This is a genomic window from Aquabacterium sp. A7-Y (assembly GCF_026153205.1).
GTDB lineage: Bacteria > Pseudomonadota > Gammaproteobacteria > Burkholderiales > Burkholderiaceae_C > Caldimonas.
The window spans coordinates 48,386-58,658 of the sequence record NZ_JAPFBW010000038.1; the positions used below are offsets into that span (position 1 = coordinate 48,386).

Here is a 10,273-nt window from a genome sequence, read left to right on the forward strand (position 1 = left end):
CAATCCGCTCCCGCGGAACACCGTCGCTTCACTGCGAGAACTTGTAGTCCGTCTTCGCGCCGTTGCGCAGGTCGTCGCGGAACTTGGCCATCTTCTGCTGCGTCAGGCTCTGCTGGATCTGCGGCTTGACTTCCTCGATCGAGGGCACCTTGGCGTCGCGCACGTCCTCGAGCTTGATGACGTGGTAGCCGAACTGCGACTTCACGGGCGTGGACGTGACCTCACCCTTCTTCAGCGCGACCATGGCCTGCGAAAACTCGGGCACATAGCTGCCAGCCGCGGCCCAGTCCAGGTCGCCGCCATTGGTGGCCGAGCCGGTGTCCTTCGAGTTCTTTTTCGCCAGGTCCTCGAACTTCGCGCCGCCCTTGATCTGGGCGATCAGCTTTTTCGCGGCGTCTTCCTTTTCCACCAGGATGTGGCGGGCGCGGTATTCCTTGTCGCCGGCCTGGCCCTTGAACTTGTCGTACTCGGCCTTGATCTCGGCGTCGGTGACCGGGTTCTTCTGCTGGTAGTCGGCGAACAGCTCGCGGATCAGCAGGGTCTGGCGTGCCAGCTCCAGCTGCTGCTTGTAGGTGTCGGAGCTGTTCAGGCCGCGCTTCTCGGCTTCCTGCAGGAAGATCTCCCGCAGCACGACTTCGTCCTTGACCTGGCGCTCCAGGTCCGGCGTGACGGGCTGGCCCTGCTTGGAGATCTGGCTGATCAGCGCATCGGCGCGCTCCTTCGGGACCGCCTTGCCGTTGACGATGGCGATGTTCTGCGCCGATGCGATCGCAGGCGCCAGCAGCGCAGCACTCAGAGCCAGGCTCAACGCGCCGGAGGCAAAACTAGTTTTCTTCATGGAAACCTTTCTGATCGGAAGGGGAGGGCAGCGCGATGCGTGAATATTGGAAACGCCAGCCGGTGACCGGCGGCAGCGCTGGAAGGGATTCAAATTTCGTCGGGCGCGTGAGCCTGTATGGCGAGGGCGTGAATACCCTGGGGAATCAAAGGCATCAAAGCACTATACACGAGCCGGTGGCGCGCCAGCCGTGACAAACCGCAAAACCGGTCGCTCACGAGCCGCACTGAAAAGTGGCGACCTTCACGGGCGCCGGCATGGCCTGCATGGAGGTGGCTGTCGTCCTGCACCTCCAGGGCCTGCGGGGCGAACTCGGCGCGCAGCGCGGCCTCGATCTGGCTTGCATCGACCGCCATCGTCAGGCTTGCTCCTCGTTTTTCAGGTGGCGGCTCAGATAGATGCCCTGACCGACCATGAAAAGCAGCATCAGGCCGAGGGCGCCGAACATCTTGAAATTCACCCAGGTCGCGGTCGAGTAGCTGTAAGCCACGTAGATATTCAGCAAACCCATCAGCCCGAAAAAGGCGATCCAGGCGAAGTTCAACCGCTGCCACACGGTGGCGGGCAAGTCGACCTGGGTGCCCATCAGCGCCTGCAGCAGGTTTTTGCGAAACACCGCGTGGCTGATCCAGAAGGAGGCGCCCATGACCCAGTACAGCACGCTGGGCTTCCACTTGATGAAGGTCTCGTTGTGGAACCAGATCGTCGCGCCGCCCATCACCGTGACCAGCACCAGGCTCACCCACAGCATCTTGTCGACCTTGCGCCGGCGTGCCTTCAGCCAGAGGATCTGCGCCGCGGTGGCGAGGATCACGACCACGGTGGCCAGCAGAACCGGAGCCTCCTTGGCGCCGACGACCCCGCCGGAGACCATGAAGCCCAGCCAGTCGGTGGCGACCGAGGCGGCCCAGTCGGCGCGCCCCTCGGCGTACTTGAACATGCCGAAGAACAGGATCACCGGCAGGAAGTCGAACAGGAGTTTCATCGGTGTGTGTGGGGGCGCGCCCGGGCGGGCGGCGCCCGGGTCCGTCAGTCTTTTCGTTCGGCGAAGTCTAACGCGGCCGAGTTGATGCAGTAGCGTTGGCCGGTCGGGCGGGGGCCGTCGTCGAAGACATGCCCCAGGTGGGCGCCGCAATGGCTGCACTTCACCTCCACGCGCACCATGCCGTGGCTGTGATCCATCTCGCGGTCGATGGCGCTTTCATCGACGGGCTGGAAGTAGCTGGGCCAGCCGCAGCCGGCGTCGAACTTGGTGCTGGAGTCGAACAGCGGCTGCCCACAGCAGACGCAGCGATAGACACCGTCGGCGCCGTGGTCCCAGTACTTGCCGGTGAAAGGACGTTCCGTCGCGGCATGGCGAGTCACCTGGTATTGCACCGGGTCGAGCTGCGCGCGCCACGCCTCGTCGCTCTTTTTTACCTTGTAGTCGTCACTCATGATGAGCAGGATACCTCGATAGACGTCGCCCAGTCGGGCGGGAAACCTGCATAGGCTTCGTGCTCGGGCTGCTCGTCGTAGGGACGCTCGAGCACTTCCAGCAGGCGCTTCACCTCGTCGTGCTCGCCGGCTGCCGAGCGTCGGATCGCCACCTCGAGCAGATGGTTCCGCAACACGTACTTCGGATTGACGAGGTCCATGCGGGCGCGCCGCTCGGGGTCGCTGCAGCCCTCTTGCGCCAGGCGCTCGCGGTAGCGGGCGGCCCAGGCGTCGAAGGCCGCGTGGTCGAGGAACAGGTCGCGCACCGCCGTGTTGTCGGCGCCGGCCCGGGTGCTGAAGCGGCCCAGACGGCGGAAGGTGATGGTGAAGTCCACCCGGTCCTGAGCCATCAAGCGCAACAGCTCGTCGGTCAGTTGGCGGTCCTGGGGCAAGGCCTGCTGCAGGCCCAGCTTGGCGCGCATGCGGGCCTCCAGGGCCTGCGGAAAGGCGGTTTTGTAGGACTCCAGCGCCTGCAGCGCGTCGTCGGTCTCGCCGATCAGCGGCAGCAGCGCCTGCGCCAGCGCGTGCAGGTTCCAGAGAGCGATATGGGGCTGGCGGTTGTAGGCGTAGCGGCCCTGGTGGTCGGAATGGTTGCAGATGTGGCCGGGGTCGAAGGCGTCGAGGAAACCGAAGGGCCCGTAGTCGATGGTCAGCCCGAGGATGGACATGTTGTCGGTGTTCATCACGCCGTGGCAGAAGCCGACCGCCTGCCACGCTGCCATCAGCTCGGCGGTGCGCACGCTGACCTGCTCCAGCAGGGCGGCATACGGGTTGGCCGCGTCCCGGCAGGCGGGATAGTAGCGCTCGATCACGTAGTCAGCCAGGCTGCGCAGCTGCTCCGGCATGTCGTGGTGCGCGAAGTGCTCGAAGTGGCCGAAGCGCACGAAGCTGGGCGCCACCCGGGTGACGACAGCGCCGGTTTCCACCGTCTCGCGCCGCACCGGCAGGTCCGACCCCACCACGGCGAGCGCGCGGGTGGTCGGGATGCCGAGCCCGTGCAGGGCCTCGGAGCAGAGAAACTCCCGGATCGACGAGCGCAGCACCGCGCGGCCGTCCCCCATGCGGGAATACGGCGTGCGCCCGCTGCCCTTGAGCTGCAGTTCCAGGCTCGTGCCCGCCGGTGTCGCCACCTCGCCGAGCAGCAGAGCCCGGCCGTCGCCGAGCTGGCCGGCCCAGACGCCGAACTGGTGCCCGCTGTAGACCGTCGCGATGGGGTCCATGCCGGGCCACGGCGTACCGCCGCTGAAACACGCGAGGCTGCCCCAGTCGCTGCGCGTCGCCCAGTCTTCGGGCCAGCCCAGCTCGCGTGCCAGGCCGGCACTGGTGGCGACCCAGAAGGGTGAGGGCAGGGCCTGGGCCGCGACGCGGGTGTGGAAGTCCTCGCCCAGCGCCGCGTAGCCCTGGGTCCACGAGAGGCTGGCGGGCGACGCCCAGGTGCAAGGTTCCTGCGGCAGGTTCATGCGGCGCAGTTTAGCCGCGCTGCCTCGGTCGCGCGCGGCGCGGGGGCTCGCAGTCGCTCCAGCGACAAGGGGCTAGGGAAAACCGCATACGCTGCACTGCAGCATGATTCCTATCATCCCCGCGACTCGCCCGTTGATTTGCGATCCCGTCCGGGGACCCGTCGGCGGCGAAAGATTCGGACTTTTGAGGAGACCACGATGCCACGCCTGATGGGCCAGATGATGCAAATGCCGTTGATGATCTCGTCCCTGCTGGTGCATGCCGCCCGGCACAACGGCGACGTGGAGATCGTCTCCAAGCGCGTCGAGGGGGACCTGCACCGCTACACCTACCGGGACGCCGAGCTGCGCTCGCGCAAGCTGGCCCAGGCCCTGGCGCGCCTGGGCTGCGAGGAGGGCGACCGGGTCGGCACCCTGGCCTGGAACGGCTACCGCCACTTCGAGATCTACTACGGCACCTCGGGTTCGGGCCTGGTCTGCCACACCGTGAACCCGCGTCTGTTCCCCGAGCAGATCGCCTGGATCATCAACGACGCCCAGGATCGGGTGCTGTGCTTCGACCTGACCTTCCTGCCGCTGATCGAGAAACTGGCGCCCCACCTGCAAAGCGTGAAGCATTTCGTGCTGATGACCGACCGCGCCCACATGCCGGCGCAGAGCCCGCTCGACCTGAAGTGCTACGACGAGCTGGTCGAGGCCGAGGACGGTCGCTACGAGTGGCCCGAGTTCGACGAGAACACCGCCTCCAGCATCTGCTACACCTCCGGCACGACAGGCAACCCGAAGGGGGCGGTGTACAGCCACCGCTCGACCCTGCTGCACGCTTTCGCCTCCGCGATGCCGGATGCGATGGAATGCTCCAGCCGCGACGTGATCCTGCCGGTGGTGCCGATGTTCCACGTCAATGCCTGGGGGCTGCCGTACTCGGTGCCGCTGGTGGGCGCCAAGCTGGTGATGCCCGGCCCGCACCTCGACGGCAAGTCGCTCTACGAGCTGTTCGAATCCGAGAAGGTGACCTTCAGCGCCGGTGTGCCGACGGTCTGGCTGGGCCTCATCAACCACGTGAAGCAGAACCAGCTGAAGTTCAGCACCTTCAGGCGCACCGTGATCGGCGGCTCCGCCTGCCCGCCGGCGATGATCCGCACGCTGGAGGACGACTTCGGCGTGCAGGTGCTGCACGCTTGGGGCATGACCGAGCTGTCGCCGCTGGGCACGCTGTCCAAGCTCAAGGCCAAGCACTTCGATCTGCCCAAGGAGGCGCAGCGCCGCCTGCTGGAAAAGCAGGGCAAGGTCATCTACGGTATCGACATGCAGATCGTCGGCGACGACGAGCAGCCGCTGCCCTGGGACGGGCAGGCCGCTGGCAACCTGGTGGTGCGCGGCCACTGGGTCATCGACCGCTACTACCGCCGCGACGACTCACCCTTGCAGGACGGCTGGTTCCCGACCGGCGACGTCGCCACCATCGATGCGGACGGCTTCATGCAGATCACCGACCGCTCGAAGGACGTGATCAAGTCCGGCGGCGAGTGGATCAGCTCGATCGACCTCGAGAACATCGCGATGGCCCACCCCGCGGTGCACGAGGCCGCGGCCATTGCCTGCAGACACGCCAAGTGGGACGAGCGGCCGCTGCTGGTGGTCGTCAAGAAGCCAGGCCAGGAGCTCAGCAAGCAGGACATTCTGGGCTTCTACGAAGGCAAGATCGCCAAGTGGCAGATCCCCGACGACGTGGTGTTCGTCGACGAGATCCCGCACACCGCCACCGGCAAGATCCAGAAGCTCAAGCTGCGCGAGCGTTTCGCCGACCACGTGCTGCCGACCTGAAGTCGCACCCGCCCGGCACACGCTGCCGGGTTGCCAACGCGCGGGCCGCCCGGCCCGCGTTTCTCGCGCCGCGTGCGCCCCTCGTTGTTCCCCTCCGTGCCCCGCGCTGCGCACCCTCGGCGCGCCCCTTCAGGCGACGCCCTTGTGCGGTGCATCGCCCTCGCATCTGCCGTGAAAAACGGCCCCTTTATCACGTCTTTGTCGCTATTGCGACAGCCCGTACGGGCAATCCCTCTGAGGCTGTGTTGGCAACTCCGCTAACCTGAGTAGGCGCATGTCGCTGCACACATACACAGGATAGGAGACCCCGCCATGCAGTTTCGCCTCGCTCACCTCCCGGCAACGATCGCCGTGGCCGCCGCCGTCTGCTGCAGCCCCGCCTTCGCGCAGAAGGGTGAAACCGTGAAGGTGGCCTGGATCGACCCGCTGAGCGGTCTGATGGCGACCGTGGGCCAGAACCAGCTCAAGAGCTTCCAGTTTTTCGCTGAGCATTTCAGCAAGAAAAACCCGGCCGGCGTGAAGTTCGAAGTCATCGGCATCGACAACAAGCTGAGCCCGCAGGAAAGCCTCAACGCGCTGAAGTCGGCCATCGACCAGGGCGTGCGCTACATCGTGCAGGGCAACGGCTCGGGCGCCGCCACCGCTCTGATCGACGCGATCAACAAGCACAACGACCGCAACCCGGGCAAGGAAGTCCTGTTCGTCAACTACGCGGCGGTCGACCCCGACCTGACGAACTCCAAGTGCAGCTACTGGCACTTCCGCGTCGACGCCGACACCTCCATGAAGATGGAGGCGCTGACCACCTTCATGAAGGACCAGCCCGAGATCAAGAAGGTCTACCTGATCAACCAGAACTACGCGCACGGTCACCAGGTCGCCAAGTTCGCGAAGGAGAACCTGAAGCGCAAGCGTGCGGACGTCCAGATCGTCGGCGAGGACCTGCACCCGCTGGCCCAGGTGCGCGATTTCGCGCCCTACATCTCGAAGATCAAGGCCTCGGGCGCCGACACCATCATCACCGGCAACTGGGGCTCCGACCTCACGCTGCTGATCAAGGCCGCCAACGACGCCGGCCTGACGGCCAAGTTCTACACCTACTACGGTGGCGTCAGCGGCACGCCGACCGCGATGGGTGCGGCGGCCGAGGGCCGGGTCTACCAGGTGGCCTACAACCACCACAACCTGCCTGGCGAGCACGCCAAGCTGATGGCCGAGTTCAAGCAGCGTTTCAACGACGACTGGTACACCGGCGCGGTCTACCACACCTACTCGATGCTGAGTGAAGCGATGGCGAGGGCCAAGTCGACCGACCCGGTCAAGGTCGCCGCCGTGATGGAGGGCATGCGCTTCAAGAGCTTCAACGGCGACGTCGAGATGCGCAAGACCGACCACCAGCTGCAGCAGGGGCTGTACATCTCCCGCTGGCAGAAGGTGGATGCCAAGAACAGCTACAGTGCCGAGAACACCGGCTACACCTTCGCCCCCGTGAAGCAGTTCGATGCCTACGTGTCCAGCACGCCGACCTCCTGCCAGATGAAACGGCCTTCCTGACAGCAGGCCGAGCCGGATGTGCTGTTCCGGCCGGTCCTGCCCCGCGCGGCCCGATGATCCCCCTGGCATCGGGCTCATTTTTTTTGACTGCTGCGTCCTTGCCGACGCCCCCCGCGAGCCACGATGGAGTCATCGTTTTTCACCATCTCCATGCTGAACGGCGTCAGCTACGGGCTGCTGCTCTTCATGCTCAGCTCCGGCCTCACGCTGATCTTCAGCATGATGGGCGTGCTGAACTTCGCACACGCCAGCTTCTACATGCTGGGCGCGTACGTCGCCTTCACCACCACCCAGCTGGTCGGCTACTGGCCGGCGCTGGTCGTCGCGCCGCTGCTGGTGGGCTTGGCCGGCGCGATGTTCGAGAAGTACTGCCTGAGGCGGGTGCACAAGTTCGGCCACGTGGCTGAACTGCTGATCACCTTCGGGCTGTCCTATGTGCTGCTCGAGCTGGTGCAGCTCGTGTGGGGCCGCTCGGCGGTCCACTATCCCGTCCCGGCAGCGCTCGACGGCCCGCTGTTCACCATCGTCAGCTCCTCGGTCGGCGGGCTCGACTTCGCCTGGGGCCGCGCCGCCTCCGAACTGTGCAGTTCGGCCGATCCGGCGGTGGCGATCAGTTGCACCAACTTCCCGGCCTACCGCGGCTTCATGATGCTGGTGGCGGTGTTCATGCTGGTCTCGGTCTACCTGCTGCTCACGCGCACCCGCATCGGCCTCGTGATCCAGGCCGCGTTGACCCATCCCGAGGCGGTCGAGTCGCTGGGCCACAACGTGCCGCGGGTCTTCATGCTGGTCTTTGGCGGCGGCGCCGCGCTGGCCGGGCTGGCCGGCGTGATCGGCGGCAACGCCTTCGTCACCGAGCCCGGCATGGCGGCCACCGTCGGTTCCATCATCTTCGTGGTGGTGGTGGTCGGCGGTATGGGTTCGCTGGCCGGGGCTTTCCTGGCCTCGCTGCTGATAGGCGTGATCCAGACCTTCGCGGTCGCCATCGACTACTCGCTCGTCAACCTGTTCGGCGCCCTCGGCTGGAACATCACGTCCGAGACCTTCGGCTACCCGGTGTTCCGCCTCACGGTGTCCCAGGTCGCCCCCATCCTGCCTTACCTCTTCCTCGTGCTGATCCTCATCTTCCGTCCCCGCGGCCTGCTGGGCACCCGGGAGGGCTGACGCCATGCAAGCATCGGTCTTCCACTTCAAGCCCCTCAACCTCGGCCGCTGGATCGTCTGGGGCGCCTATGCCGCGGTGCTGCTGATCGCGCCGCTGCTGTTCAGCAGCAGCCTGGCGATGACGATGCTGTCGCAGATCGGCATCGCCATCATCGCCTGCCTGGCCTACAACATCCTGCTGGGCCAGGGCGGCATGCTGAGCTTCGGGCACGCGGTCTACTCGGGTCTCGGCGCCTTCCTGACCATCCACACCCTCAACCTCGTCTCCAGCGGCGCCTGGCAACTGCCGGTCAGTCTGATGCCGATCGCCGGTGGCTTGGCAGGGCTGGCGTTTGCGGTGCTGCTCGGCTACGTCACCACCAAGAAGTCCGGCACCCCCTTCGCGATGATCACCCTGGGCGTCGGCGAGCTGGTCTGGGCCATGTCGCTGATGTTCCCGGAGTTTTTCGGCGGGGAGGGCGGCATCACCGGCGACCGCGTCACCGGCAAGACGCTCGGCATCAGCTTCGGCCCGCAGATCCAGCTCTACTACCTCATCGCGCTGTACTGCTTCGTCTGCACGGCCCTGATGTTCGCCTTCACGCGCACGCCGCTGGGCCGCATGCTCAACGCCGTGCGGGACAATCCCGAGCGGGTCGAGTTCATCGGCTACAGCACGCAGATGGTGCGTTACTTCGCCTTCATCCTGTCGGGCTTTTTCGCCGGCATCGCGGGCGGGCTGGGCGCCTTGAACTTCGAGATCGTCACGGCCGAGGTGGTGGGGGCGGCGCGCTCGGGCGCCTACCTGCTGTTCGTTTTCCTCGGCGGGGCGACCTTCTTCTTCGGGCCCATCATCGGCGCCGTGCTGATGGTGATCGCCTTCGTGCTGCTGTCGGAGCTGACCAAGGCCTGGTTGCTCTACCTGGGCCTGGTGTTCCTCTTCATGGTGATGTATGCGCCGGGCGGCATCGCCAGCCTGGTGATGATGAACCTGCGGGTGGCCGCCTTCGGCCTGTTCGGGCGCCTCTGGCGACCCTATGCGGCGCTGCTGGCGACAGCCGTGCCGATGCTGGCCGGTGTGGCCGCCCTGATCGAGATGGTCTACCACCGCCAGCTCGACGCTGCGATGGGCCCGGAGCTGCGTTTCCTCGGACTCACCTTGAACACCGCCTCGGCGGTCAGCTGGCTCGGGGTGGCCGCGCTGTTTGCCGTGGGGCTGGGCGTGTTCGAGCTGGCGCGGCGGCGTTTCGCGCGCGCGTGGAACCAGATCCAGGAAGACATCGAGAAGGAAATCCGTCGAAGGGAAGCGCTATGAGTCATGCGGCGTCACACGAGCGGGCCGAGCGCCGGGCCGCTCCCAAGCCGGCCCGCATCCCCTCGGGGGATCGGCCGACGTACTCGACGGACGAGGGGCTGTCATGACCTACGCTCTGGAACTCAAGGATGTGCGCAAGAGTTTCGGCAAGACCGAAATCATCCGCGGCGCCAACCTGCAGGTGCGGCCCGGGGAGCGGGTCGCGATCATCGGTCCGAACGGCGCCGGCAAGTCCACGCTCTTCAACCTCATCAGCGGCCGCTTCGGCATCACCAGCGGCGAGATCCTGCTGGGCGGGCAGCGCATCGACGGTTTGAAGCCCTACGAGATCAACCGCCGCGGCCTGGCGCGCAGTTTTCAGGTGTCCAACCTGTTCACCCACCTCTCGGTGTTCGAGAACATTCGCTGCGCGGTGCTGTGGTCGCTGGGCTACCGCTACGCCTTCTGGAAGTTCCTCGCCGATCTGGACGATGCCAATGCGCAGGCCGAGCGCATCCTCGAGATGATCAAGCTCGACCGCAAGCGCGAGGTGCTGGCCAACAACCTGACCTATGCCGAGCAGCGGGCGCTGGAGATCGGCATCACCATCGCCGGAGGCAGTTCCGTGATCCTGCTCGACGAACCCACCGCCGGCATGAGCAGCTCGGAGACCACCCGTTT

Annotated in this window: 10 protein-coding genes; 5 read left to right on the plus strand and 5 right to left on the minus strand. The window is 66.0% G+C overall.

The features are described from left to right. Positions 1–28: 28 nt before the first annotated feature. The 5 genes from OOT46_RS26180 to OOT46_RS26200 form a co-directional block, all read right to left on the minus strand. Complete coding sequence (locus OOT46_RS26180; protein WP_265406572.1) at positions 29–838, minus strand: peptidylprolyl isomerase; 810 nt, start codon at positions 836–838, stop codon at positions 29–31. An 89-nt stretch (positions 839–927) separates the two neighbouring features. Further along, positions 928–1,194 (minus strand): BolA family protein, encoded by a 267-nt coding sequence (locus OOT46_RS26185; RefSeq protein ID WP_265406573.1) that lies wholly within the window; start codon positions 1,192–1,194, stop codon positions 928–930. Positions 1,195–1,196: 2 nt separating this feature from the next. Beyond that, positions 1,197–1,823 carry a septation protein A gene (locus OOT46_RS26190; RefSeq protein WP_265406574.1) on the minus strand — a complete coding sequence of 209 codons (627 nt, stop codon included), beginning with the start codon at positions 1,821–1,823 and terminating at the stop codon, positions 1,197–1,199. A gap of 44 nt (positions 1,824–1,867) precedes the next feature. Further along, positions 1,868–2,275 carry a peptide-methionine (R)-S-oxide reductase MsrB gene (gene msrB, locus OOT46_RS26195; RefSeq protein WP_265406575.1) on the minus strand — a complete coding sequence of 136 codons (408 nt, stop codon included), beginning with the start codon at positions 2,273–2,275 and terminating at the stop codon, positions 1,868–1,870. Next, positions 2,272–3,774 (minus strand): protein adenylyltransferase SelO, encoded by a 1,503-nt coding sequence (locus OOT46_RS26200; RefSeq protein WP_265406576.1) that lies wholly within the window; start codon positions 3,772–3,774, stop codon positions 2,272–2,274. The genes msrB and OOT46_RS26200 overlap by 4 nt, the downstream gene beginning before the upstream one ends. A 198-nt stretch (positions 3,775–3,972) precedes the next feature. Here OOT46_RS26200 and OOT46_RS26205 point away from each other — a divergent pair, with 198 nt between their 5' ends. The 5 genes from OOT46_RS26205 to OOT46_RS26225 form a co-directional block, all read left to right on the plus strand. Next, a complete protein-coding gene (locus tag OOT46_RS26205) occupies positions 3,973–5,601 on the plus strand; it encodes a 3-(methylthio)propionyl-CoA ligase (protein WP_322114299.1) in 1,629 nt (542 codons plus the stop codon). A 312-nt stretch (positions 5,602–5,913) separates the two neighbouring features. Beyond that, positions 5,914–7,155, plus strand: a complete 1,242-nt coding sequence (locus tag OOT46_RS26210) for a branched-chain amino acid ABC transporter substrate-binding protein (RefSeq protein WP_265406577.1) — start codon at positions 5,914–5,916, stop codon at positions 7,153–7,155. Positions 7,156–7,278: 123 nt separating this feature from the next. Further along, entirely contained in the window at positions 7,279–8,319 is a 1,041-nt protein-coding gene (locus OOT46_RS26215) for a branched-chain amino acid ABC transporter permease (RefSeq protein WP_265406578.1), read from the plus strand. Positions 8,320–8,323: 4 nt separating this feature from the next. Further along, positions 8,324–9,613, plus strand: coding sequence for a branched-chain amino acid ABC transporter permease (locus OOT46_RS26220; protein ID WP_265406579.1), 1,290 nt, complete (start codon positions 8,324–8,326; stop codon positions 9,611–9,613). A gap of 103 nt (positions 9,614–9,716) precedes the next feature. Then, positions 9,717–10,273: ABC transporter ATP-binding protein (locus tag OOT46_RS26225; protein ID WP_265406580.1), on the plus strand; the 557-nt coding region annotated here is incomplete at its 3' end.

Excerpts from the sequence above, each read along its gene's own strand:
- OOT46_RS26180 (WP_265406572.1), bottom strand. The coding sequence starts at position 838 with ATGAAGAAAACTAGTTTTGCCTCCGGCGCGTTGAGCCTGGCTCTGAGT.
- OOT46_RS26185 (WP_265406573.1), bottom strand. The coding sequence starts at position 1,194 with ATGGCGGTCGATGCAAGCCAGATCGAGGCCGCGCTGCGCGCCGAGTTC.
- OOT46_RS26190 (WP_265406574.1), bottom strand. The coding sequence starts at position 1,823 with ATGAAACTCCTGTTCGACTTCCTGCCGGTGATCCTGTTCTTCGGCATG.
- msrB (WP_265406575.1), bottom strand. The coding sequence starts at position 2,275 with ATGAGTGACGACTACAAGGTAAAAAAGAGCGACGAGGCGTGGCGCGCG.
- OOT46_RS26200 (WP_265406576.1), bottom strand. The coding sequence starts at position 3,774 with ATGAACCTGCCGCAGGAACCTTGCACCTGGGCGTCGCCCGCCAGCCTC.
- OOT46_RS26205 (WP_322114299.1), top strand. The coding sequence starts at position 3,973 with ATGCCACGCCTGATGGGCCAGATGATGCAAATGCCGTTGATGATCTCG.
- OOT46_RS26210 (WP_265406577.1), top strand. The coding sequence starts at position 5,914 with ATGCAGTTTCGCCTCGCTCACCTCCCGGCAACGATCGCCGTGGCCGCC.
- OOT46_RS26215 (WP_265406578.1), top strand. The coding sequence starts at position 7,279 with ATGGAGTCATCGTTTTTCACCATCTCCATGCTGAACGGCGTCAGCTAC.
- OOT46_RS26220 (WP_265406579.1), top strand. The coding sequence starts at position 8,324 with ATGCAAGCATCGGTCTTCCACTTCAAGCCCCTCAACCTCGGCCGCTGG.